22 protein-coding genes and 1 other annotated feature are annotated in these 22,708 nt (G+C 51.7%); of the genes, 10 read left to right on the plus strand and 12 right to left on the minus strand.

All coding sequences use genetic code 11. From position 1 onward, the window contains the following. Positions 1-37 precede the first annotated feature (37 nt). A complete protein-coding gene (gene aes, locus FDX19_RS23495) occupies positions 38-997 on the plus strand; it encodes an acetyl esterase (protein ID WP_137384602.1) in 960 nt (319 codons plus the stop codon). On the opposite strand, the gene hemH is transcribed toward aes, so the two are convergent. The 8 genes from hemH to FDX19_RS23535 all read right to left on the minus strand — a co-directional run bounded on the left by hemH (position 994) and on the right by FDX19_RS23535 (position 9,233). Continuing rightward, the gene (hemH, locus tag FDX19_RS23500) at positions 994-1,956 is read right to left on the minus strand and encodes a ferrochelatase (RefSeq protein ID WP_137384603.1); all 963 of its coding nucleotides are present in this window, start codon (positions 1,954-1,956) and stop codon (positions 994-996) included. The genes aes and hemH overlap by 4 nt on opposite strands. Positions 1,957-2,119: 163 nt before the next feature. Next, the gene (gene adk, locus FDX19_RS23505; RefSeq protein ID WP_003021773.1) at positions 2,120-2,764 is read right to left on the minus strand and encodes an adenylate kinase; all 645 of its coding nucleotides are present in this window, start codon (positions 2,762-2,764) and stop codon (positions 2,120-2,122) included. Between the two features lie 237 nt (positions 2,765-3,001). Beyond that, positions 3,002-4,876 (minus strand): molecular chaperone HtpG, encoded by a 1,875-nt coding sequence (gene htpG / locus FDX19_RS23510; RefSeq protein WP_137384604.1) that lies wholly within the window; start codon positions 4,874-4,876, stop codon positions 3,002-3,004. 110 nt (positions 4,877-4,986) lie between these two features. Beyond that, complete coding sequence (recR, locus tag FDX19_RS23515; protein ID WP_079938353.1) at positions 4,987-5,592, minus strand: recombination mediator RecR; 606 nt, start codon at positions 5,590-5,592, stop codon at positions 4,987-4,989. Next, on the minus strand, positions 5,592-5,921 hold the full coding sequence (locus FDX19_RS23520; protein ID WP_003021764.1) for a YbaB/EbfC family nucleoid-associated protein: 330 nt from the start codon (positions 5,919-5,921) through the stop codon (positions 5,592-5,594). The genes recR and FDX19_RS23520 overlap by 1 nt, the downstream gene beginning before the upstream one ends. 57 nt (positions 5,922-5,978) lie before the next feature. Then, positions 5,979-7,907: a DNA polymerase III subunit gamma/tau gene (gene dnaX, locus FDX19_RS23525; RefSeq protein WP_137384605.1), complete on the minus strand. Its 1,929-nt coding sequence runs from the start codon at positions 7,905-7,907 to the stop codon at positions 5,979-5,981. After that, positions 6,582-6,646 (minus strand) — a sequence feature (DnaX frameshifting element). Its footprint overlaps the gene before it by 65 nt. A gap of 119 nt (positions 7,908-8,026) precedes the next feature. Then, positions 8,027-8,578: an adenine phosphoribosyltransferase gene (gene apt / locus FDX19_RS23530; protein WP_006685676.1), complete on the minus strand. Its 552-nt coding sequence runs from the start codon at positions 8,576-8,578 to the stop codon at positions 8,027-8,029. A gap of 277 nt (positions 8,579-8,855) precedes the next feature. Continuing rightward, positions 8,856-9,233 carry a DUF454 family protein gene (locus FDX19_RS23535; protein WP_121584307.1) on the minus strand — a complete coding sequence of 126 codons (378 nt, stop codon included), beginning with the start codon at positions 9,231-9,233 and terminating at the stop codon, positions 8,856-8,858. A gap of 69 nt (positions 9,234-9,302) precedes the next feature. On the opposite strand from FDX19_RS23535, the gene priC reads away from it, so the two are divergent. From priC to FDX19_RS23550, 3 genes are all read left to right on the plus strand, one after another. After that, a complete protein-coding gene (gene priC, locus FDX19_RS23540) occupies positions 9,303-9,830 on the plus strand; it encodes a primosomal replication protein N'' (RefSeq protein ID WP_170974430.1) in 528 nt (175 codons plus the stop codon). Positions 9,831-9,844: 14 nt separating this feature from the next. Next, positions 9,845-10,012 (plus strand): pleiotropic regulatory protein RsmS, encoded by a 168-nt coding sequence (gene rsmS / locus FDX19_RS23545; RefSeq protein WP_137384606.1) that lies wholly within the window; start codon positions 9,845-9,847, stop codon positions 10,010-10,012. Between the two features lie 69 nt (positions 10,013-10,081). Then, the gene (locus FDX19_RS23550) at positions 10,082-11,017 is read left to right on the plus strand and encodes an Rpn family recombination-promoting nuclease/putative transposase (protein ID WP_137384607.1); all 936 of its coding nucleotides are present in this window, start codon (positions 10,082-10,084) and stop codon (positions 11,015-11,017) included. Between the two features lie 39 nt (positions 11,018-11,056). Here FDX19_RS23550 and mscK read toward each other — a convergent pair whose 3' ends face one another. Further along, positions 11,057-14,422, minus strand: a complete 3,366-nt coding sequence (gene mscK / locus FDX19_RS23555) for a mechanosensitive channel MscK (RefSeq protein ID WP_137384608.1) — start codon at positions 14,420-14,422, stop codon at positions 11,057-11,059. Between the two features lie 127 nt (positions 14,423-14,549). Further along, entirely contained in the window at positions 14,550-15,200 is a 651-nt protein-coding gene (gene acrR / locus FDX19_RS23560; protein WP_137384609.1) for a multidrug efflux transporter transcriptional repressor AcrR, read from the minus strand. 141 nt (positions 15,201-15,341) lie between these two features. Here acrR and acrA point away from each other — a divergent pair, with 141 nt between their 5' ends. The 6 genes from acrA to FDX19_RS23590 all read left to right on the plus strand — a co-directional run bounded on the left by acrA (position 15,342) and on the right by FDX19_RS23590 (position 22,143). After that, positions 15,342-16,535, plus strand: coding sequence for a multidrug efflux RND transporter periplasmic adaptor subunit AcrA (gene acrA, locus FDX19_RS23565; protein ID WP_048212410.1), 1,194 nt, complete (start codon positions 15,342-15,344; stop codon positions 16,533-16,535). A gap of 22 nt (positions 16,536-16,557) precedes the next feature. Continuing rightward, positions 16,558-19,707, plus strand: a complete 3,150-nt coding sequence (gene acrB / locus FDX19_RS23570; RefSeq protein WP_137384610.1) for an efflux RND transporter permease AcrB — start codon at positions 16,558-16,560, stop codon at positions 19,705-19,707. A 488-nt stretch (positions 19,708-20,195) separates the two neighbouring features. After that, on the plus strand, positions 20,196-20,570 hold the full coding sequence (gene tomB, locus FDX19_RS23575) for an Hha toxicity modulator TomB (protein ID WP_003021733.1): 375 nt from the start codon (positions 20,196-20,198) through the stop codon (positions 20,568-20,570). Between the two features lie 27 nt (positions 20,571-20,597). Then, positions 20,598-20,816 carry an HHA domain-containing protein gene (locus tag FDX19_RS23580; RefSeq protein WP_002892050.1) on the plus strand — a complete coding sequence of 73 codons (219 nt, stop codon included), beginning with the start codon at positions 20,598-20,600 and terminating at the stop codon, positions 20,814-20,816. A 188-nt stretch (positions 20,817-21,004) separates the two neighbouring features. After that, the gene (gene maa / locus FDX19_RS23585) at positions 21,005-21,556 is read left to right on the plus strand and encodes a maltose O-acetyltransferase (RefSeq protein WP_137384611.1); all 552 of its coding nucleotides are present in this window, start codon (positions 21,005-21,007) and stop codon (positions 21,554-21,556) included. A 116-nt stretch (positions 21,557-21,672) separates the two neighbouring features. After that, positions 21,673-22,143: a YlaC family protein gene (locus FDX19_RS23590; protein ID WP_040232692.1), complete on the plus strand. Its 471-nt coding sequence runs from the start codon at positions 21,673-21,675 to the stop codon at positions 22,141-22,143. Between the two features lie 77 nt (positions 22,144-22,220). On the opposite strand, the gene ykgO is transcribed toward FDX19_RS23590, so the two are convergent. Together ykgO and FDX19_RS23600 are read right to left on the minus strand one after the other, a co-directional pair. Next, entirely contained in the window at positions 22,221-22,361 is a 141-nt protein-coding gene (gene ykgO, locus FDX19_RS23595; RefSeq protein ID WP_005125190.1) for a type B 50S ribosomal protein L36, read from the minus strand. 1 nt (position 22,362) lies between these two features. Then, entirely contained in the window at positions 22,363-22,623 is a 261-nt protein-coding gene (locus FDX19_RS23600) for a type B 50S ribosomal protein L31 (protein WP_005125189.1), read from the minus strand. Positions 22,624-22,708 lie beyond the last annotated feature (85 nt).

A 22,708-nucleotide genomic window follows, 5' to 3' on the forward strand; every position in this document is an offset into this window, starting at 1 on the left:
GTTTCTACAATAAATCATCGTCCACAAGGAGCGTTTTATGAAGCCGGATAACAAGATCCCCGTACTCGACAGAATTTCGGATGAAATGAAAAGCGTGGTGAATTTTCATCGCGATGACCTACCACCCTGGCCCGCTGCCGATGATATCGTGGCCCAACGAAAGTACTACATACATGAACGGCAATTCTGGAATGCTGATGCACCGCAAATGAGTACTCATGCGTGCGCGGTTTCCACCCGCTATGGCTCTGTTAACACACGTATTTATTCACCGCAGCCCCACAGCCAGGCCACGCTATATTATTTACACGGCGGCGGCTTTATTCTCGGTAATCTGGATACCCACGATCGCATTATGCGTCTACTGGCGCACTACACGCAGTGCACAGTTATTGGCATCGACTACTCGCTGTCGCCAGAAGCGCGCTTCCCGCAGGCCATCGAAGAGACTGTCGCCGTCTGCCAGTATTTTCATCACCACGCCGACGACTATTCTCTCAATGTGAAACATATTGGTTTTGCCGGCGATTCTGCAGGCGCCATGCTGGCGCTCGCCAGTGCGTTGTGGTTGCGTGATAAACAGCTCCCCTGCGGCAAGGTCATTGGCGTACTGTTATGGTACGGGCTGTACGGTCTGCAGGATTCGCTTAGCCGCCGACTGATGGGCGGAGCGTGGGATGGCTTAGGACGAGAGGATCTGCAGATGTACGAAAACGCCTATCTGCCTAGCGCCGACGATCGTGAGTCGCCGTATTATTGCCTGTTTAATAACGATCTTACACACGATGTGCCGCCCTGCTTTATCGCCAGCGCCGAGTTCGATCCGTTGATTGATGACAGCCGGTTACTTTTCCAGACGCTGCAGGCGCATCAGCAGACCTGCCTGTATCAAATGTACCCCGGCATGCTGCACGCCTTCCTGCATTATTCGCGGATGATGAAAACCGCCGATGAGGCTCTGCAGGATGGCGCTCGTTTCTTTAAGCAACAGCTTTAGCGGTAGGCTTCGGTCAGTTTCACCATCATTTCGATATGCTCCGGCGCGGCATTCAGCGCCGGAATATACTCATATTGCTTACCGCCAGCCTCGAGGAAAATCTCCCGGTTTTGCACCGCAATCTCTTCCAGCGTTTCGAGGCAATCTGCCGCAAAGCCTGGGCACATCACCTGGATATGTCCGGTCCCTTTCTCCGCCAGCATTTTTAACGTTTCGTCAGTATATGGCGTCAGCCACGGCTCACGACCAAAGCGTGACTGAAAGGTCATCATCACTTTTTCCGGCGGCAGACCAAGCGCTGAAACCAGCTCACGAGTCGTATCACGACAGCGCTGCGGGTAGTCATCGCCTTCATCGGCGTAGCGCTGCGGAATGCCGTGGTAGGAGAGCAGCAGTAAATCGGGTTCACCATGTTGAGCAAATGAATCGCGGGCGCTTTTGGCCAGCGCATCAATATAGCTGTTGTCGTCCGCGTAATCACGGATAAAGGAAACCCCAGGAATACCGCGCTTACGCGCCAGGATACGCGCCAGCTCGTCCCAGACTGCCGCTACCGTCGAACAGGAGTATTGCGGGTACAGCGTTAACACCACAATGTGGTCAACACCGCTTGCCAGCAATTCATCAACCGCGCTTTCCAGCGAAGGTGAACCGTAACTCATTCCCAGTGCGACGGGCGTATCGGGTAAACGCTCCGCCAGTGCCTGCTGCTGTGCACGACTGTAAACCATCAGTGGAGAACCCTCCTCCATCCAGATTGACTGGTACAGCTTTGCCACACGCGGCGCACGCAACGGTAAAATCACACCACGCAGCAACGGCCACCACAGTAGACGGGACGTATCAACTACGCGGGTATCGCTTAAAAACTGGCGCAGGTAACGTTTAACAGCTTCGGGGGTTGGGGCATCGGGAGTGCCGAGGTTTGCCAGCAGGATACCGGTTTTCGTCTGACGCATTACCGCCTCTTATCGATTCAAATTGTTGATAATTGTAGCGGAAAAGCGGGGAAGAAGAACTAATTGCTGTGAGAGGTAAAGTAAGAATATGCCTGATGGCGCTACGCTTATCAGGCCTACGAGATAATGACAGGCCTGATAAGAGATTTATTACGCGAAAAAATTAGCCGAGGATTTTTTCCAGCGCTGCGCGAACGTCAGCCACGGCCTGAGTGCCGTCAACTTTCGCATATTTGGTGTTACCCGCCTGCGCTTCTTTAGAGTAGTAACCGATCAGCGGAGCAGTCATCTGATGGTATTCCACCAGGCGCTTACGTACGGTCTCTTCCTGATCGTCTTTACGGGTGGTCAGCTCTTCGCCGGTCACGTCGTCTTTACCTTCCACCTTAGGCGGATTGAATTTGATGTGGTAAACGCGGCCAGAAGCAGCGTGTACGCGACGACCAACGATACGATCAACGATCAGCTCATCCGGAACGTCAAACTCCAGAACATAGTCAACATTGATGCCCGCTTCTTTCATGGCATCAGCCTGCGGGATAGTACGCGGGAAGCCGTCCAGCAGGAAACCATTGCGGCAGTCTTCCTGAGCAATACGCTCTTTTACCAGCGCGATCACCAGCTCATCAGTCACCAGCTTGCCGGCGTCCATGATGTCTTTCGCTTGTTTGCCCAGCTCGGAGCCAGATTTCACGGCGGCACGCAGCATATCACCGGTGGAGATTTGCGGAATACCATATTTCTCCATGATGAACTGAGCCTGAGTTCCTTTACCCGCGCCCGGAGCGCCAAGCAGAATGATACGCATTACGAAAATCCCCTTAAAGGTTGTCGATATTTTTTAAAAAGCGCTAAACGATACCACCATCACGCAATTGGCTCAAGAAAGACGCCTGACGCTGAAACGGTTAACGGTGGGAAAATTGAAAATAAGAAGAGAAAATGCCGGATAGCGGTGTAAACACCTTATCCGGCCTACGGTATACGAGATTTTGTGGGCCGGATAAGCGTTAGCGCCATCCGGCATCACGTAACGCAACCGCTATCAGGATACCAGCAACTGGTTCATACGACGGATGAACTGGTTCGGATCTTCCAGCGTGCCGCGCTCGGCAAACAGCGCCTGATCCAGCAGCAGCTCAACCCACTCTTTAAACTGCGCTTCGTCCTGGGTATCCGCCGTGCGTTTTACCAACACGTGGTCCGGGTTCAGTTCAAAGATGTATTTCACTTCCGGCACAGCCTGGCCCGCAGCGGCAAACAGCTTCGCCATCTGGGTGCTCATTTCGTCTGCGTCAGTGGTGACAATCGCTGGCGTATCGGTCAGACGGTGCGTCAGACGCACTTCTTTTACGCGGTCGCCCAGCAGGGTTTTCACGCGCTCAACGAACGGCGTCAGCGCTTTTTCCGCTTCTTTTGCCGAGTCATCAACGTCATCTGCCAGCTTGTCGATAGACTCGTCAGCTTTGGCTACAGACTGGAATGCCTTACCGTCGAACTCGGTCAGGTAGTTCATCATCCACTCATCGATGCGGTCAGAAAGCAGCAGCACTTCGATGCCTTTCTTACGCAGCAGTTCGAGGTGTGGGCTGCTCTTCGCCGCCGCATAGCTGTCTGCAGTAATGTAGTAGATCTTCTCCTGCCCTTCTTTCATCCGTGAGACATAGTCTTCCAGCGACACGGTCTGTGCGGAAGAATCTGTGTGCGTAGACGCGAAGCGCATCAGCTTAGCGATGGTTTCCTGGTTAGCGTGATCTTCCGCCGGCCCTTCTTTCAGCACCAGGCCAAACTGTTTCCAGAAGGTCTGGTATTTTTCAGCGTCATCTTTCGCCAGTTTTTCCAGCATCTGCAATACGCGTTTGGTCAGCGCGCTGCGCAGGTTACGGGTGACGGTGCTGTCCTGCAGGATCTCACGAGACACGTTCAGCGGCAGATCGTTGGAATCTATCAGACCGCGCACAAAGCGCAGGTAGTTCGGCATGAACTGCTCGGCGTCGTCCATGATGAACACACGCTGGACGTACAGTTTCAGGCCATGCTTGTGATCGCGGTTCCACATATCCCACGGGGCCTGGGACGGGATGTACAGCAGGCTGGTGTATTCCTGCTTACCTTCCACACGGTTGTGGCTCCAGGTCAGCGGATCGGTGAAGTCGTGCGCGATATGCTTGTAGAATTCGTTGTATTCGTCGTCTTTGATTTCTGACTTGTTACGCGTCCACAGCGCCTGTGCCTTGTTGATTTTCTCCCAGGAAACCACGGTCTCGCCGTCTTTCTCTTCGGATTTTTCGATCTCTACCGGCAGCGCAATATGGTCGGAATATTTGCTGATGATGGAACGCACGCGCCAGTCATCCAGGAACTCGTCTTCGCCTTCGCGCAGATGCAGAGTAATTTCGGTACCACGATCCTCTTTGGTAATGTCGGCAACGGTGTATTCACCTTCGCCCGCAGATTCCCAGAACACACCGTTTTCAGGCTTATCACCCGCCGCACGGGTACGCACAGTGACTTTATCCGCCACAATAAATGCGGAGTAGAAGCCTACCCCGAACTGGCCGATCAACTGGCTGTCTTTCGCCTGATCGGAGCCCATGGATTCGAGGAAAGATTTGGTACCGGATTTCGCAATGGTCCCCAGATGATCGATAACGTCATCACGGTTCATCCCCACGCCGTTATCAGCAATGGTCAACGTACGCTTATCTTTATCGAAGGAAACACGTACACGCAGCTCACCATCACCTTCATACAGGTCCGGATTAGACAGGGCGCGGAAACGCAGCTTGTCTGCCGCATCCGAGGCGTTAGAGATAAGCTCACGCAGGAAGATTTCTTTATTGGAATACAGAGAATGGATCATCAGGTGCAGAAGCTGTTTTACTTCTGACTGAAAACCACGAGTTTCTTGTCCTTTCATGTAGATCTACCTCAACAATGCCATTTTTAATGGTAAAAACACGTTGAGGGTGAAATGGGGACAAGCGGGTAGGATTTCAAGCGGAAGCCGCCGTCGCGGCCTCCGTTTGTTCAGAATTTAATCTTGTGCCGTCCTGCCAGAGAGTGCGACAGTGTCGTACCGTCAACCATTTCCAGCTCGCCGCCTACCGGTACGCCATGAGCGATACGGCTGGCTTCAACGCCATATTGCATACAAAGCTCAGCAATATAGTTGGCGGTTGCCTCTCCTTCGACCGTGGGATTGGTCGCCAGGATCAGTTCGTTGATGTGTTCAGACGCCAGTCGCTGCTCCAGGCGATCGAGTCCGATATCATCAGGTCCGATGCCATCCAGCGGCGACAGGTGTCCCATCAGCACAAAGTAACGTCCGGAAAACTGCCCGGTTTGCTCAATGGCGTAGATGTCCGCCGGACTCTCCACCACGCAAATCTGACCATTTTCCTGGCGACGCGGGTTCGAGCAGATGTTGCAGACGTCTTGCTCCGTGAAGGTGCGGCAATCGGCACAGTGGCCGATTTCCGACATCGCTTTCGTTAACGCCTGCGCCAGACGCATCCCGCCGCTGCGATCGCGCTGCAGGAGCGTGAACGCCATGCGCTGCGCCGACTTCGGACCTACGCCCGGCAGACAGCGCAATGCTTCCATCAGCTGAGTTAACAGCGGGCTGGTTTGCATCAGAACGGCATCTTAAAGCCAGGTGGCAGCTGCATACCGGAGGAAACAGAGGCCATCTTCTCTTTCTGCGTTTCTTCAATGCGACGTGCCGCATCGTTAAATGCTGCAGCGACCAGGTCTTCCAGCATTTCTTTGTCGTCTTCCAGCAGGCTTGGATCGATCTCCACACGACGGCAGTTGTGCGCGCCGTTGATGGTCACTTTTACCAGACCCGCGCCAGATTCGCCGGTCACTTCCAGCTTGGCGACTTCTTCCTGCATCTGCTGCATTTTTTCTTGCATCTGCTGGGCCTGTTTCATCAGGTTACCCAGACCGCCTTTACCAAACATAGGCTTCTCTCTCAATCACGTTAAGGGATGACGACCGTCAAACCATTAGGCTCACGATCAAATGGGGCGAATACTCTCTTCGTCCAGCTCCGCATCGAAAAAACGACGCAGCGTCTGGATGTTATTATCCGCAATAATCGACTCACGCGCCTGCGCGAGTTTCTCTTCGTAAATGGCCTGACGCCACTCCAGCGGCGTACGCACCGCTGGATTATCATCTTCAACGATGGTCAATTCAACCGTTGACCCCGTTAAGGAACTCAGTGCTTCAGCCAGTTTTTGCTGCGCGCCGCTGGAATTAAGGTGTCGCTGCGTGGAACGCAGGTGCAGGCAAACCACGTTGCCATTCTCTTCTTTCCAGGCATTAAGCGCCACCTGCTCCACCAGTTTAGGCAGCGAGAGGTGGCTCACCTGGGCGGCCCACGGGTCGCGTTCAATAGCTTCAGCCGCAAGCTTTGCCGCCAGTTCCGGCGTTTTTTCATGCTCAAGCGCTTTTTTCAGGGCTTTTGGCGTGGCGACGACTTCTTTGACTTCTGCAACCGGATTGGTCGCTTTCCAGCGATACGCTTCTTTCTTCGCCGGTGCTTTTTCCAGCGCAGAGACCGCCGGACGCGCCTGAACACGTTCCGACACCGAAGCCAGTCTTTCCAGCGCAGCATTATTCACCGGCCGCGCGCGGGAAGCGGCTGCCGGTTCACTCTTTTTTGCTTTGGTTGCTCCCTGAGCGCGTTGCAGCTGACTGCGCGCCGCCAGCACCTGGCTGGTGGCATCGGAGAGCGGCACATTCTGTTGCTGCTGAGCAGGCGCAGCCTGCTGCTGCACCTGAGTCGGGGTCATCACCGCAGTGGGTGCGACCGGGGCAAACGACTGTCGTGGAACTTCAGGTTCCGGGAGCGGCATGCGCGGATGAAAAGCCAGCGCACGCAGCAGCGTCATTTCGACGCCCATTCGCCTGTCCGGCGCATACGGCAGTTCTTTGCGCCCGATTAACAAAGTCTGATAGTAAAGCTGCACATCGGTTGGCGGAACAATTCGCGCCAGTTCACGCATACGCTGTTCAATGGCGGCCATATCGCTGCCGAGCGCGGCGGGTGAAAGTTGAACCATGGCAATACGATGCAGCAGGGCCGACATCTCAACCAGCAACGCTTCCCATTCAATACCGCGCGCGGCGGCGTCGTTCACCAGCGTCATAACGCGTTCGCCATCCGCAGCGACAACCGCCTCAACGAGCGACAGCGCCTGATCGTCATCCAGCGTACCGAGCATGGTGCTGACCGCGTCGGTCGACACCTGACCATCGCCGCTGGCGATCGCCTGATCGGTCAGGCTCAGCGCATCGCGCAGGCTGCCGTCCGCGGCGCGAGCCAGCAGTTGCAGTGCACGAGGCTCATGGGCGATATGCTCTTCTTTGAGGATATGCTCAAGCTGATGGCGAATCTGCTCAACATCCAACGCCTTAAGGTGGAATTGCAGACAGCGCGACAGGATAGTCACCGGCAGCTTCTGCGGATCGGTAGTCGCCAGCAAGAACTTAACGTGTGCGGGCGGCTCTTCGAGCGTTTTCAGTAAAGCGTTAAAACTGTGGCGCGACAGCATGTGCACTTCGTCGATCAAGTAGACCTTAAAGCGACCACGCGCTGGCGCATACTGGACGTTATCCAGCAGATCGCGGGTGTCCTCGACTTTGGTGCGCGACGCAGCATCTATCTCAATCAGATCGACAAAACGCCCCTGCTCGATTTCGCGACAGTTATCGCACACGCCGCACGGCGTGGCGGTGATGCCGGTTTCACAGTTTAATCCCTTCGCCAGCAAGCGGGCGATAGAGGTTTTCCCGACGCCACGGGTGCCGGAAAACAAATAAGCATGATGAATACGCCCTAGCGACAAGCCGTTCGCCAGTGCCGTCAGCACATGTTCCTGGCCGACGACGTCAGCAAAGGTTTGTGGGCGCCATTTTCGGGCTAAGACCTGATAACTCATTGGCAGGCTCTGAAAGGCTGGAGGGTGGATTCACAGGGGGATAATGCTAACACAACCTCGCAGCGACGGCGAGGTTGTGTGTCTCGGTATTCATTCAGCCGGGATAAGATAGCCCTAAATTAGTGGCCCGGGAATGGAACCAGGCTATAACAGGTCAGCCCCTGTTTTTCCAGACGCTGTTCGCCGCCCAGATCGAACAGGTTAATGATAAAAGCGGCATCGGTCACTTCGCCGCCCAGACGACGGATCAGCTTCACGGTCGCTTCAATCGTGCCACCGGTTGCCAGCAGGTCGTCGACGACCAGAACTTTGTCGCCCGGTTTGATGGCATCAACGTGGATTTCCAGCTGATCGGTGCCGTATTCCAGCTCATAGCTCTCAGCAATGACTTCACGCGGAAGCTTACGCGGTTTACGCACGGGAACGAACCCGACGCCCAGACCCAACGCAACCGGTGCGCCAAACAGGAAGCCACGCGCTTCAGTGCCGACCACTTTGGTAATACCGGCATTTTTGTAACGCTCAACCAGCAATTCGATGCTGAGCGCATACGCTTTCGGGTCTTCCAGCAAACTGGTGACATCACGGAAAAGAATGCCCGGTTTCGGGTAGTCATGGATGCTTTTGATGCTATTTTTGAGAAACTCAAGCTGCTGTGCAGTCGCGGTCATAAGTTTGTGCCTGATTAATACAGTATTACTTCACGGCGCACTATACACTTCATCCTTCAAACTACCTCTTTGTTGGCTGCCTTCATTCATCCCAGTCACTTACTGATGTAAGCTCCGGGGATTCATTCAGTTGCCGCCTCGACGTAGCTTGAATGATTTTGTGTCTATATTAAGGGCCAGGGTTACACTTGCTTAACCTTTGACCATCTGCGCCTGTGCTCGAAAACGGTCGAATTTACTGACTGTGAGAGACAATTGCAACAGCGATTATTGTGCTTCAGTGCTTTTGTTGCTTTTCATCAACCACCGGGATTCGCCACATAAAAATCAGCAAACAGGCGAGCATCACCAGCAGCAGTACGCGAACCCACAACATAGTCACGAACCACAATGAAACGCTAAATGTCAGCACGATCAATAAAATAGCGCGAGGCTTGGCTCCCGGCGGCATCGCGCGGTGTTTTTGCCAGTGACGCAAATAACCGCCGAACCACGAACGATAAAGCAGCCAGGCGTGAAAGCGAGGCGATGAACGAGCAAAACACCAGGCGGCCAGCAGGATAAATGGCGTGGTCGGCAACAGTGGCAATACAACGCCCAGCGTGCCTAACACTACCGCTATCCAGCCAATGATGATTAGAATAATGCGTTGCATAGTATGAGTACTTAACACAGAGAATCGCTACTTTAGCATAACAGTTCTCATTTTCATCGGAGTGTTGTCGTGAAAACCGTCATGCTACTACAGAAGCTCGAAAGTCAACTCAACACCCTGCGCCAGCAATGTGCGCCTTTGGCTCATCACGCAACGCTCAGCGCCCGCTTTGACAGGCATCTTTTTCGTACTCGCAGCACGCTGCTGCAGGCTTACCTGGATGAAGCTGACGATAATCTTGCCGCCCTGCGTCGTGCCGTTGAGCAGCAACAATTGCCGCAAATTGCCTGGCTTGCAGAGCATCTCGCCTCACAGTTAGAGGCGATTTCACGCGAATCCGCCACCTGGTCGCTCCGCGAGTGGGACAGCGCCTCGCCGGGTCTTGCCCGCTGGCAGCGTAAACGCGTTCAGCATCAGGAATTTGAACGGCGTCTGGTTGAGATGACACGTGAACGTAAAGAGCGATTAGCTCAGGCCTCGGGGTTTGAGGAGCAGCAAAAGCTGCACCGAGAAGTCGAGGCGTTCGAAGCACGACTGGCGCGCTGCCGTCATGCGCTGGCAAGAATAGAAAACGTGCTGGCGCGTTTAACCCGTTAATCCCCGGAGAATTTATGTCATTAGAGAACGCCCCGGACGAGGTCAAACTGGCCGTCGATTTGATTGTTTTACTTGAAGAGAATCAACTACCAGCGCGCACAGTGCTACGCGCGCTGGAGATCGTTATGCGTGATTATGAAAACAAACTTAAAACAGCGGAAGACTCCTCGCAAACTGATTAATTGCCCTCTGGTCTGCCATTGGCTTCGGTGTCAGAGTCGTCGCAACATCACGACGATAACGGACCGATCATGGAACGACTCCCCACCACACCGCACGATGCGGTCTTTCGGCAAATGCTGACGCAAAAAGAGGTCGCCCGAGATTTTTTGCAAATCCATTTGCCTGAAGCATTTCTCAATATATGCGATATGGCGACATTAACGCTGGAATCAGGCAGCTTTATTGAGGATGATTTACGCACCTGCTATTCAGATATCCTCTATTCCCTACAAACAAAACATGGACCCGGCTACGTTTACGCGCTGATTGAACATCAGAGCAAACCCGATAAATTCATGGCCTTTCGCCTGATGCGCTACGCTATTGCCGCCATGCAGCATCACCTTAACGCCGGGCATAAAACGCTACCTCTGGTTGTCCCTGTCCTGTTTTACCATGGCACGGAAAGTCCGTGGCCCTATACCCTTAACTGGCATCACCTGTTTAGCGAGCCAAAGCTTGCGAAAGCGCTTTATGGCAATGAATTTGCACTGGTAGACCTGACCGTAATGCCAGATAATCAGATCCTGCAGCATCAACGGGTAGCGATGCTGGAACTCCTGCAAAAACATATTCGTCGACGGGATCTGAGCGAATTATTGGATCAACTTATTACGCTCTTAACGCAAGAGCATCTGACAGAATATCAAATCGACGTTTTGATTAATTACATGCTTAAAGCAGGAAATACCACGGAACCCGGCGTACTTGTCCGCCAACTGGCGCAGAGTGCGCCACAGTACAAGGAACAGCTGATGACGATTGCCGAATGGTTGGAAGAAAAAGGTAGAGCAGAAGGAATGCAGCAAGGTCTGGAAAAAGGTCTGGAAAAAGGGTTAGAAGAAGGTCGGCAGGTTGAAGCGCGTAATATCGCACAAAAAATGCTCGCCCGCGGCCTGGAACCGGATCTGATTACGCACCTTACGGGCCTGACGCAGGAAGAACTGGTCGCGCTGACGCACTAAATGCAATCAGGGCGGCATATTTGCCACCCTGATTGCAACTTAACCTACAGAAGGCGTCGGATCGTCGCCTTTGATGATGTCACGCTTAACCTCGGTCACGGTGTCACCTTTCGCATTATGCAGGTGCACTTCGAGTTGGTTAAAGGCGATATCAATATTGTTTTCACGACATAAACGATCAACTGCGCGGTTCAGTTCATCAACCGTGTGGCTGCGATCCCGCAGTTCGCGAACGTATAAACGCAGTTCATGATCCAGCGTGCTGGCGCCGAAAGCCGTAAAGAACACTGCCGGTTCCGGATCGTGCATCACTTTCGGATGTTCCGTTGCCGCCTGCAGCAGCACTTTCTTCACTTTATCCAGATCTGAACCATAAGCCACGCCAATACGAATAACCAGGCGTGTGGTGGTATCGGACAGTGACCAGTTGATCAGACGCTCCGTCACAAACGCCTTATTCGGGATAATGACCTCTTTACGATCAAAGTCGGTAATCGTTGTTGCACGAATACGGATCTTGCTGACCGTACCGGAGAACGTACCAATGGTAACCGTATCGCCAATACGTACCGGACGTTCAAACAGAATAATCAGACCCGAGACGAAGTTACCGAAGATTTCCTGTAAGCCAAAACCCAGACCAACCGACAGGGCCGCTGCCAGCCACTGGAGTTTGTCCCACGATACGCCGAGCGACCCGAAGACTGTCATTGCCCCGATAGCGATAATCGCGTAATTGAGGATCGTGGTGATGGCATACGATGCGCCCTGGCGCATTTTGAGTCGCGACAGCACCAGCACTTCGAGCAGACCAGGTAAGTTGCGGATCAGCGCCCACGCCACCATCGAGGCAATAATGGCAAACAGCAAACTGCCCATGGTGACATCTTTCACCACTGCAGCTCCCGCTTCAGTACCGTTGTAATGCCAAAGCGTAATGCTGTCGAGGTAACTAAACACGGTGATCAGATCGGACCAAATTGCCCAGAACAGAACACCAAACAGTGCCACCATCAACAGCATCGTAATACGCAGCGTTTGCTGGTTTACCTGTTCCAGCGCGATGGTCGGTTCTTCCTGCGGTTCTGCGCCTTCGGCCCCTTCTTTTACCAGATTCTGACGACGCGCTAACGCACGCCGCCAGGCAATGCGGCGTGCCGCCACGCTCAACCCACGCAGCACCGTCTGGTATAGCAGGTTCCAGACAATAACCAGATAAACCGTTTCAATCCAACGACCGGCCAGGCGCAGCGTGGTGTAGAAATAACCGGTCGCCGTCAGCACCATTAATGCAATCGGGATAATAGACAGTACGGTGATAGTGACCAGACGCAGACCGTGCGACTCTTTGTCACGCCAGCTTTCACGGCACATTGGCCACACCAGGAAGGCGATCAGCAGCAGGTTAAAGAAAATAACGACTTGCCCTAATACATCGTCCATCAGATTAAGCGGCGACAGTTCAGCAATAACCGACCAGAAGTTAAGCGGCAACAGCGCAAGGCTAATACGCACAATCTGGCGACGCCAGTGGCTGGTCTGTTTCGCTGGCATGCCAAAATGACGTATCGCCACGCCATCTTTTTCCAGTACCTTCCAGCACAGACCAAACACCAGCCAGAAAACGGTCATCTTCTTACTGAATGCCCACAGCAGATCGCTGACGTTTAATTGCATCGTCAGCAGAATCAAGCCTACGGCGAGAATAATCAGACACGCAGGCAAGGCTCTGATCAAATCAATCAGTATCGCTTTTGGCGTGTTAAGCTGGCTGTCATTACGCAGGTTACCCACCGCGGCGGCGAGTTTTGCCTGATACTCTTTCAGCCATTTCAGACGCCAGCGGATGAGCCCGGCAATAAGCAGCAACGGCAGACCGGCCAGGAATGCAATGAATACCGCCGGCCAGGCTTTCTCCCAGTTCACGGTAATTTTCATCGACTTAAACTGGTCTTTTAGCGTTTGCGGGAACGCCTTGATCCAGTCCCAGTCCATCGGGCGGTTACTGTTTACCCAGAAGATTTGCTGCGTGAGGATCCCTTTCAGGTTTTTCGATACGCTCATTAACTGCTGCTGATTAATTTGCAGGTTAATGGCCATCATCAATTGGTTACCCAACTGCTTATTGAGCTGGTCCAACAGTTCACGACGCATATCCACAACCTGCAGCAGGGCATCATGGACTTCGCCATTCACTTCATTGCTGTGCCCTTCTTCTAGTTTGGCGACAAACGCATCATTCTGGAATAGCGCATCACGCTGCTGGTTGACCTCGAATTGTTCCAGACGTAAGTCGGCAATACGGTTGGTCATGTCGGCAAGTTCATCTGCCGACGGCAGCGTTTGCTGTTGCTGGTACAGAATGCGTGACAACAGCAGGCTGCCTTTCAGCACGGCGATTTGTTCTTTAATATTGCGTTCAGATTGCAGCGCACGATCAAGCCAGTTTTTGACTTTAATGTTTTGCTGCATTAGCGCGTTGCCGTTTTCGGTGGCAGATATCAGACGCTGACTGAGCTGATGGTTAATATCAAGTTCTTGTTTAACTAGCGGGTTGGTCTGGATACGCGCCGCTTCGTCTGGTGTTACCGCTTCCTGCGCCGTCTTTTCGGTTAGCGTCAGACGTTTGCTGTTCACCGCTTCCTGCAGCAACTGAAGCTGATGTTCAAGACGATTCGTATTCGCCGTTACATAATCACGCTGTTTCTGCAAGGTATCCTGCAAAACCGTGTTGCCTTCCAGACTCTTACGCTGTTGATCGATCTGCGCGCTCAGCAACGCTTGCTGCGCCTGCAGCAACACCTGTTGGCTGGGGCGTAATGCCGCCTCACCCACATTAGTCCCATCCAGGCGATTACGGATTTGCTGCATTTGCTGTGATGCGGTGTACATCGCATTTTGCACGCGCTCTGGCTGCGTTTGCAGCGAAACCAACTGACTGTTGTAGGCGGCAAGGTCGTTTTGCGCGCTTTGCAGATCGTCCAGCACCTGGGCGACACGAGATTCAAGCTGACGCAGAGAGAGCGTACTCAGCGTTTTTCGCGTTTCATCGTCATTATCGACATCGCTGAGCGAATTCAATGCATCCGTTGCCTGGCGCATTTTCTCCGGCGCCTGAGCCACTTTCTGACGAAGCTGTACGGTCTCATCTTTTACGCGATCTATTTTATCCAGCGTGGCGATAGTATCGATGAGATCCTGCTGAACCAGTTTGTCCTGCGCGGAAAGATCTTTTTGTTTATTCAGCGTGTCTAACTGGCTCTGAATATCCGCTTTTGTCGGTAGTTCACCATTCTGTTGCGCCCGCGCAAATGCTGATGACTGGCTGGACAGCAGTAGAATGAAGAAAAGAATGCTTATAGCAATAAGATGCTGTGAACGTTTATAGAGCTGCAACATAGTCATGAGAATGAACGTTTCTGAACCGGGAAAGTGACCGAAAATAGTCAAGCGGCAAGAATATCACGGCTGTGACGGACAGAATAGCAGGAGGGAAACCCTCCAGGAGAATTCCTGGTATTGGGTCCGAAAGTTAGCCCGCCTCTGCGACCTTCACACGCAGTGTCGGACAAAGCAGACACATCTCCAGTAGCACTGCAACGTAGTCGCGCGCCTCTTTTCGCAAATCAAACGATTCGGGCGCGAATAACCAGTTCTCAATGATCCCGGAGATATAACTACGCAGTAGCACTGCCACACGGCGCGTATTCAGATTCTCCGGCAACATGTTTGCAGCCATACAGTGTCGCAGCGTTTGTTCGATCCGGTCATAGTTTTCGAGACACAGGCTGCGTTGAACCAGTTGAACTGTTGCTATTTCCCCGACAAATTCGCATTTGTGGAATATAATCTCCATCAATAAACGTCGGCGTTCTTCAGTCACGGTCGCTTCAAGAACGTAAACTAATATTTCTCTTAATACTGATAGTGGATCGTCGGGGAATTTTGCCTGATACTCAGTTTCTAACTCATCAATGTTAGGTTTTGCTAGCTCCCAGATTTCACTGAATAAATCCGACTTATTTTTGAAATGCCAATAGATAGCACCGCGAGTTACACCAGCGGCTTTTGCGATCTCCGCAAGCGAGGTGGATGATACCCCTTGCTGCGAAAACAAACGCAGGGCAACATCCAGAATGTGCTGCCGTGTTTCCTGTGCTTGTTGTTTGGTTTTTCGTGCCATAGGTCAGTGAATTTACAGGCGTTAGATTTACATACATTTGTGAATGTATGTACCATAGCACGACGATAATATAAACGCAGCAATGGGTTTATGGGCTTTAAGCCATTGATCAATTTGAAATCGGACACTCGAGGTTTACATATGAACAAAAACAGAGGGTTAACGCCTCTGGCAGTCGTTCTGATGCTCTCAGGCAGCTTAGCGCTAACAGGATGTGACGACAAACAGGCCCAACAAGGGGGCCAGCAGATGCCAGAAGTTGGAGTTGTGACGCTCAAAACTGAACCTCTACAGATCACAACTGAACTCCCTGGTCGCACCAGTGCTTTTCGCATTGCGGAAGTTCGCCCTCAGGTCAGCGGTATTATCCTGAAGCGTAACTTTACCGAAGGCGGCGACATTGAAGCAGGTGTGTCTCTCTATCAGATTGATCCTGCTACTTACCAGGCCGCGTACGAAAGTGCGAAAGGCGATCTGGCCAAAGCACAAGCAGCGGCAAATATCGCTCAGTTGACGGTTAAACGTTATCAGAAACTGTTAGGTACGAAATACATCAGCCAACAGGACTACGATAGCGCGCAGGCAGATGCACAACAGGCGAACGCTGCTGTTGTCGCTGCGAAAGCCGCAGTAGAAACCGCACGTATCAATCTGGCCTATACCAAAGTCACGTCGCCAATCAGCGGCCGCATTGGTAAGTCATCCGTTACTGAAGGCGCACTGGTGCAAAACGGTCAGGCAACAGCACTGGCGACCGTTCAGCAGTTGGATCCCATCTATGTCGATGTGACGCAGTCAAGTAACGATTTCCTGCGCCTGAAACAAGAGTTGGCCAATGGCACGCTGAAGCAAGAGAACGGTAAAGCAAAAGTCGAACTGGTCACCAGCGACGGTATTAAATTCCCGCAGTCCGGTACGCTGGAGTTTTCGGATGTGACGGTTGATCAAACCACTGGGTCAATTACGTTACGCGCAATCTTCCCGAACCCGGATCACACCTTACTGCCGGGCATGTTCGTCCGTGCGCGTCTGGAAGAAGGGACAAACCCAACGGCGTTACTGGTTCCACAGCAAGGCGTTACCCGTACACCGCGTGGCGATGCCAGTGCGTTAGTTATCGGTGCTGATGACAAAGTTGAAACGCGTCAAATTGTGGCAGCACAAGCAATTGGCGACAAATGGTTAGTCACTGAAGGACTTAAGCCGGGCGACCGCGTGATTGTAAGTGGGCTGCAGAAAGTTCGTCCTGGCGCTCAGGTTAAAGCGCAGGAAGTCACCGCGGATAATAACCAGCCAGCCGCAAGCGGTAGCCAGCCTGAACAGTCCAAGTCTTAACTTAAACAGGAGCCGTTAAGACATGCCTAATTTCTTTATCGATCGCCCCATATTTGCGTGGGTGATCGCCATTATCATCATGTTGGCAGGGGGGCTCGCGATCCTCAAATTGCCGGTAGCGCAATATCCTACTATTGCACCTCCGGCAGTGACGATCTCCGCGACCTACCCTGGCGCTGATGCCAAAACAGTACAGGATACTGTTACGCAGGTTATCGAACAGAATATGAACGGTATCGATAACCTGATGTACATGTCCTCAAACAGTGACTCCACGGGTACCGTGCAGATCACCTTAACCTTCCAGTCCGGTACTGATGCAGATATCGCGCAGGTACAGGTGCAGAACAAACTGCAGCTGGCCATGCCGTTGCTGCCTCAGGAAGTACAGCAGCAAGGGGTTAGCGTTGAGAAGTCATCCAGCAGCTTCCTGATGGTTGTTGGTGTTATCAACACCGATGGCACCATGACGCAGGAAGATATCTCGGATTACGTCGCCGCTAACATGAAAGACACCATCAGCCGTACTTCAGGTGTCGGTGACGTGCAGCTGTTCGGTTCACAGTACGCGATGCGTATCTGGATGGACCCAACCGAACTGAACAAATACCAGCTTACGCCGGTAGATGTGATTTCCGCGATTAAAGCGCAGAACGCCCAGGTTGCAGCCGGTCAGCTTGGTGGTACGCCACCCGTGAAAGGCCAGCAACTGAACGCCTCTATCATTGCTCAGACGCGTCTGACCTCGACCGACGAATTCGGCAAAATTCTGCTGAAAGTGAACCAGGATGGCTCCCAGGTTCGTCTGCGCGATGTAGCGAAGATTGAACTGGGTGGTGAAAACTACGACATCATTGCGAAGTTCAACGGCAAGCCTGCGTCTGGTCTGGGTATCAAACTGGCTACCGGCGCGAACGCCCTGGATACTGCAGCGGCTATCCGTGCTGAACTGGTGAAGATGGAACCGTTCTTCCCATCAGGCCTGAAAATTGTTTATCCGTATGACACAACACCGTTCGTGAAAATCTCTATTCACGAAGTTGTGAAGACGCTGGCGGAAGCAATCATCCTCGTGTTCCTGGTTATGTATCTGTTCCTGCAGAACTTCCGCGCGACGTTGATTCCGACTATCGCCGTCCCGGTCGTCTTGTTGGGTACTTTTGCTGTGCTGGCAATTTTCGGCTTCTCGATAAACACGCTAACGATGTTCGGGATGGTGCTCGCCATCGGCCTGTTGGTGGATGACGCCATCGTGGTGGTCGAGAACGTTGAACGTGTCATGGCTGAAGAAGGGCTACCACCGAAAGAAGCAACGCGTAAATCAATGGGCCAGATTCAGGGCGCATTGGTGGGTATCGCGATGGTACTGTCAGCGGTATTTATCCCAATGGCCTTCTTCGGGGGGTCTACCGGTGCAATTTACCGTCAGTTCTCCATCACCATTGTTTCCGCAATGGCGTTGTCTGTACTGGTGGCGTTGATTCTGACCCCTGCCCTGTGTGCAACCATGCTTAAACCGATTGCTAAAGGCGATCACGGTGAAGGCAAAACGGGCTTCTTCGGTTGGTTCAACCGCATGTTCGATAAGAGCACGCACCACTACACCGATAGCGTAGGCGGTATTCTGCGCAGCACCGGTCGCTACCTGGCGCTGTATCTGATCATCGTCGTCGGCATGGCCTATCTGTTCGTTCGCCTGCCAAGCTCCTTCCTGCCAGATGAAGACCAGGGTGTATTCCTGACCATGGCTCAGCTGCCAGCGGGTGCAACGCAAGAGCGTACCCAGAAAGTGCTGGACGAAGTGACGGATTACTACCTGACCAAAGAAAAAGCGAATGTTGAATCGGTGTTTGCGGTTAACGGCTTCGGCTTTGCTGGTCGTGGTCAGAACACCGGTATCGCATTCGTCTCTCTGAAAGACTGGAGTGAACGTCCAGGTGAAGAGAACAAAGTAGAAGCGATTACTCAGCGTGCGATGGGGGCGTTCTCGCAGATTAAAGACGCCATGGTGTTCGCCTTTAACCTGCCAGCAATTGTAGAACTGGGCACCGCGACGGGTTTCGACTTCCAGTTGATTGACCAGGCCGGTCTGGGCCATGAAAAATTGACTCAGGCGCGTAACCAGCTGTTTGGTGAAGTCGCGAAACATCCTGATTTGTTAGTGGGCGTACGTCCTAACGGTCTGGAAGATACTCCGCAATTCAAGATCGATATCGATCAGGAAAAAGCGCAGGCTCTGGGTGTTTCCATTAGTGACATTAATACAACGCTGGGCGCGGCATGGGGCGGAAGCTACGTGAACGACTTCATCGACCGTGGTCGTGTGAAGAAAGTTTACGTCATGTCTGAAGCCAAATACCGTATGTTGCCGGAAGATATTGGAAACTGGTATGTCCGCGGTAGCGATGGACAAATGGTGCCGTTCTCTGCGTTCTCTTCCTCGCGTTGGGAATATGGTTCACCGCGTCTGGAACGCTATAACGGTCTGCCGTCCATGGAAATCCTGGGCCAGGCCGCACCGGGTAAAAGTACCGGTGAAGCGATGGCAATGATGGAGCAACTGGCCAGCAAACTGCCATCCGGTATCGGCTATGACTGGACGGGCATGTCCTATCAGGAACGACTGTCTGGTAACCAGGCACCTGCCCTGTATGCGATTTCACTGATCGTCGTCTTCCTGTGTCTGGCAGCATTGTACGAGAGCTGGTCAATTCCGTTCTCCGTTATGCTGGTTGTTCCGCTGGGGGTTATCGGTGCGCTGCTGGCGGCAACGTTCCGTGGTTTGACCAACGACGTTTACTTCCAGGTGGGCCTGCTCACAACCATTGGGTTGTCGGCGAAGAACGCGATATTGATCGTCGAATTCGCCAAAGACTTGATGGATAAAGAAGGTAAAGGCCTGGTAGAAGCGACGCTGGACGCGGTTCGTATGCGTTTACGTCCGATTCTGATGACATCGTTAGCCTTTATCCTCGGCGTAATGCCGCTGGTTATCAGCTCAGGTGCAGGTAGTGGCGCGCAGAACGCCGTCGGTACTGGCGTAATGGGCGGGATGGTCACAGCAACCGTATTGGCTATCTTCTTTGTTCCGGTGTTCTTTGTGGTGGTCCGCCGCCGCTTTAGCCGCAAGAATGAAGATGTTGAACATAGCCACTCAGTTGAGCATCATTGATACATTCCTAAAGATAAGGCCGCGCAAGCGGCCTTTTTTCTGGAAAAAAATCATAAAAATCGCTTATTGCGATTTCGTTTATTTTCTCTTGTTTAAATAAGCGATATAATCCTTGCGAGCTTAAAGGCTATTCTTAAAAAACGTCACGAACCTTTATTTACCTAAATAAATATTAAGACTATTCCTAGTTTTCGTTCACAGAGTCGATTGTCGCCTTTCGTTGCTAAACCTAAACAAGATAACGTGATGATTGGCCGAGAATAACGAAGTTGTTCCATTTCGAATACCAGCATTTATCTGTTAAAATGTAAAAATGGCACTGCATCATAATTTTACATAATTGTAATTTTTCGTGATATGACGATGAAATCTTTTTTAGAGTAGATTATAGTTAAATCATCAGGAGTCGCGGGCAAGTTCCAGGTCGTTTGTTGTATCCATCCCGAAAGGTGTTCGGTTAGTCTAAACCACTAAGAAGGGGATGCGTTATGGATGAATACTCACCGAAAAGACATGATATCGCGCAGCTTAAATTTCTCTGCGAAACCCTGTATCATGACTGTCTTGCAAACCTTGAACAAAGCAACCATGGTTGGGTAAATGACCCTACCTCCGCAACCAGCTTGCAGCTCAATGAACTGATAGAGCATATTGCAACCTTCGCACTTAATTATAAAATTAAGTACAATGAGGACAATAAGCTGATCGCGCAGATTGATGAATACCTGGATGACACTTTTATGTTGTTCAGTAGTTATGGTATTAATACGCAGGATCTGCAGAAATGGCGGAAGTCAGGTAATCGACTGTTTCGCTGTTTTGTCAATGCCACCAGGGCTAATCCTGTCAGTTTGTCTTGTTAAAAATTATTACAATCATAGGTAAGAGTTATGTCCGATAAACCATTAACTAAAACAGATTATTTGATGCGCCTGCGACGCTGTCAAACAATTGACACACTTGAACGTGTTATTGAGAAAAATAAATATGAATTGTCTGACAATGAACTGGCTGTATTTTACTCAGCCGCCGATCATCGTCTTGCTGAATTGACCATGAATAAGCTCTACGACAAGATCCCAACCTCTGTTTGGAAATTTATTCGTTAATTGCTCATGAGGTTAAGTCAGGTATCGCAAAACATTTGTTTGTCTGACTGACCATTTCCCGTACCAAAAAACATTATTTAATTCAAATCACGTGATTGCGATCACAGCGAGAAAACGGGAACGTTCCCCCTCCCTGCATTGCGTTTTACTGTACTGTGACTGCCTATCAGCAAACAGGAAAGTTCGTAATGAGTGAAGAGAAGAAAAAGATGATCGCCGGAGAACTGTATCGCCCGGCAGATGAAACGTTGCGCAACGACCGTCTCCGCGCACGTCAACTCATCCACCGATACAATGCCACCGCACCCGATGCGCAGAGTGAACGTCAGGCTATCTTGCACGATCTGTTGGGTCAAAGCGAAGGCGCTTACATTGAGCCCTCTTTTCGTTGCGACTACGGGTATAACATTTATCTCGGCAAAGCGTTTTACGCCAACTTCGACTGCGTCATGCTTGATGTCTGCCCAATCCACATCGGTGATAACTGTATGCTGGCACCGGGAGTCCATATCTATACGGCAACTCATCCACTGGACGCTAACGAACGCAACAGCGGGGTTGAACTAGGGAAACCTGTAACTATCGGGAATAATGTCTGGATCGGGGGGCGCGCAGTCATAAATCCGGGTGTAACACTGGGCGACAACGTGGTTGTGGCGTCAGGCGCAGTGGTGACTAAAAGCGTTCCGGCAAACACCGTCGTCGGAGGCAATCCGGCACGGATCATCAAAACACTGTGATCTGATATGTAACTGTTATGCTAAATTGTGGTTAATCTGTTACTTTTCTCAGACAGTATCCCCTTTTAAAATGGGCTGATCCCTCCTGACTATTGCAGACTTCACGAAGGCAAGAGATGACAGAAATACAACGCCTGCTTACCGAAACCATCGACGACTTAAATATTCGCGAAAAGCGCGACAACAAACCGCGCTTTAGCATCAGCTTTATTCGTAAACATCCAGGGCTATTTATCGGCATGTATGTTGCGTTTTTTGCCACGCTGGCGGTTATGCTGCAATCAGAAACGCTGGTCGATTCGGTATGGCTGTTGGTGGTACTGTTCGCCTTACTCAACGCCTTTTTCTTTTTTGATGTTGCGCCGCGTTACCGCTTTGAAGACATTGACGTACTGGATTTCAGAGTCTGCTATAACGGTGAATGGTACAACACGCGTTTTGTGCCACCCTCGCTCATCGACACTATCCTGCACTCTCCCCAAGTCGACAGTGAACATAAGGCCCAACTGCAAAAAATGATAACGCGGAAAGGCGAACTGTCATTTTATGATGTCTTCACACTCACCCGCGCGCAGGCCAGTCAGTAATCACGCCCTGTCACAAACAAAAAAAGTGCGTCCCCCGAGGGGAACGCACTTCAGTCCCTGTAATGCTGGCAAAGTGACTAACGTCTTTTTTTACGGCCCTGTACCGCTTTAAACCGCGGATTCGTTTTGCAGATGACGTACAAACGCCCTTTGCGTTTGACTATCTGGCAGTCAGGGTGCCGCTGCTTTGCGCTGCGAAGTGAATTGAGTACCTGCATCTTAACCTCGCTTAGTGCCAATGAAGTGGCCGAAACGTTTCTGGAAACGCGCCGCGCTGCCTTCGTTATCGAAGGTTTTCTGTTTACCGGTGTAGTACGGATGTGACTTAGACGAGATATCAAGCGTTACGTACGGGTACATTTGGCCCTCGAACTCAATCTCTCGTTCGGTTTTGATCGTCGAACCGACCTTAAAGTATTCATTGGCACTGGTATCGTGAAACACCACTGGGCGATAAAAAGGGTGGATATCCGGTTTCATGGCAACCTCAATTTGTTACGTTATAACATACCCATAAAAATACACCACTCCCGAACAGATCTCAACCTGATTTATGCTATGGGTA

Source organism: Citrobacter sp. wls619 (assembly GCF_005281345.1).
Taxonomy (GTDB): domain Bacteria; phylum Pseudomonadota; class Gammaproteobacteria; order Enterobacterales; family Enterobacteriaceae; genus Citrobacter.

Bases quoted from the DNA above. Each gene is read 5' to 3' on its own strand.
- aes (WP_137384602.1), top strand. From the start codon at position 38: ATGAAGCCGGATAACAAGATCCCCGTACTCGACAGAATTTCGGATGAA.
- hemH (WP_137384603.1), bottom strand. From the start codon at position 1,956: ATGCGTCAGACGAAAACCGGTATCCTGCTGGCAAACCTCGGCACTCCC.
- adk (WP_003021773.1), bottom strand. From the start codon at position 2,764: ATGCGTATCATTCTGCTTGGCGCTCCGGGCGCGGGTAAAGGAACTCAG.
- htpG (WP_137384604.1), bottom strand. From the start codon at position 4,876: ATGAAAGGACAAGAAACTCGTGGTTTTCAGTCAGAAGTAAAACAGCTT.
- recR (WP_079938353.1), bottom strand. From the start codon at position 5,592: ATGCAAACCAGCCCGCTGTTAACTCAGCTGATGGAAGCATTGCGCTGT.
- FDX19_RS23520 (WP_003021764.1), bottom strand. From the start codon at position 5,921: ATGTTTGGTAAAGGCGGTCTGGGTAACCTGATGAAACAGGCCCAGCAG.
- dnaX (WP_137384605.1), bottom strand. From the start codon at position 7,907: ATGAGTTATCAGGTCTTAGCCCGAAAATGGCGCCCACAAACCTTTGCT.
- apt (WP_006685676.1), bottom strand. From the start codon at position 8,578: ATGACCGCGACTGCACAGCAGCTTGAGTTTCTCAAAAATAGCATCAAA.
- FDX19_RS23535 (WP_121584307.1), bottom strand. From the start codon at position 9,233: ATGCAACGCATTATTCTAATCATCATTGGCTGGATAGCGGTAGTGTTA.
- rsmS (WP_137384606.1), top strand. From the start codon at position 9,845: ATGTCATTAGAGAACGCCCCGGACGAGGTCAAACTGGCCGTCGATTTG.
- FDX19_RS23550 (WP_137384607.1), top strand. From the start codon at position 10,082: ATGGAACGACTCCCCACCACACCGCACGATGCGGTCTTTCGGCAAATG.
- mscK (WP_137384608.1), bottom strand. From the start codon at position 14,422: ATGACTATGTTGCAGCTCTATAAACGTTCACAGCATCTTATTGCTATA.
- acrR (WP_137384609.1), bottom strand. From the start codon at position 15,200: ATGGCACGAAAAACCAAACAACAAGCACAGGAAACACGGCAGCACATT.
- acrA (WP_048212410.1), top strand. From the start codon at position 15,342: ATGAACAAAAACAGAGGGTTAACGCCTCTGGCAGTCGTTCTGATGCTC.
- acrB (WP_137384610.1), top strand. From the start codon at position 16,558: ATGCCTAATTTCTTTATCGATCGCCCCATATTTGCGTGGGTGATCGCC.
- tomB (WP_003021733.1), top strand. From the start codon at position 20,196: ATGGATGAATACTCACCGAAAAGACATGATATCGCGCAGCTTAAATTT.
- FDX19_RS23580 (WP_002892050.1), top strand. From the start codon at position 20,598: ATGTCCGATAAACCATTAACTAAAACAGATTATTTGATGCGCCTGCGA.
- maa (WP_137384611.1), top strand. From the start codon at position 21,005: ATGAGTGAAGAGAAGAAAAAGATGATCGCCGGAGAACTGTATCGCCCG.
- FDX19_RS23590 (WP_040232692.1), top strand. From the start codon at position 21,673: ATGACAGAAATACAACGCCTGCTTACCGAAACCATCGACGACTTAAAT.
- ykgO (WP_005125190.1), bottom strand. From the start codon at position 22,361: ATGCAGGTACTCAATTCACTTCGCAGCGCAAAGCAGCGGCACCCTGAC.
- FDX19_RS23600 (WP_005125189.1), bottom strand. From the start codon at position 22,623: ATGAAACCGGATATCCACCCTTTTTATCGCCCAGTGGTGTTTCACGAT.